We start from the raw sequence: 603 nt of genomic DNA, 5'->3' as shown, positions 1-603 counted from the left end.
TCAGGTAATAGTAAAATTTGAAAATATAAATAATAAATATGAGGCAAGTAAATATACTTGGAAAGCATGAAATATGGGTAAGTCCTGGAAAGAAGATTTTTATTGGAAAGATTGTTGATATACATGGAAATAAAGGTAATTTAAGGGTTANNTTTAATAAAGGGATACCNGGACAAGCTTTAGGAGATATTGTTTTATTNNNNGATAATATAGATAAAGTAAAAGAAATAAAGGAAAAAATAAAGAATGCAAAAGATATAAACCAAATAAAGAGTATTTTAATTAATGCTTAAAATTCCTGGAACTGAGGGTTTAATATTTTTTGATAAAATTTTAGTTATTTCTGTTCTAATATAGGGATTGAAAGAGAATTATATAAAAAGGGAATAAATAACTCCTTCTCAAGTAAATTATTATATAAATAAAATAAGAAAAATTTATGAAAAATATAAAATAAAATATTTAATTATTGATGGAGATTTAAAACACAATATACCTGAAACAAGTTTACAAGAAATGTCAGATATTCCATATTTTATAAATGAAATATCTCAATATTCAAGAAAATATATATAATAAAGGGAAATCATGATGGTGATATTG

The sequence above is a fragment of the Candidatus Nanopusillus massiliensis genome (assembly GCF_920984865.1).
The sequence above is the reverse complement of the archived record's forward strand: the minus strand, read 5'-3'. Positions refer to the sequence as shown.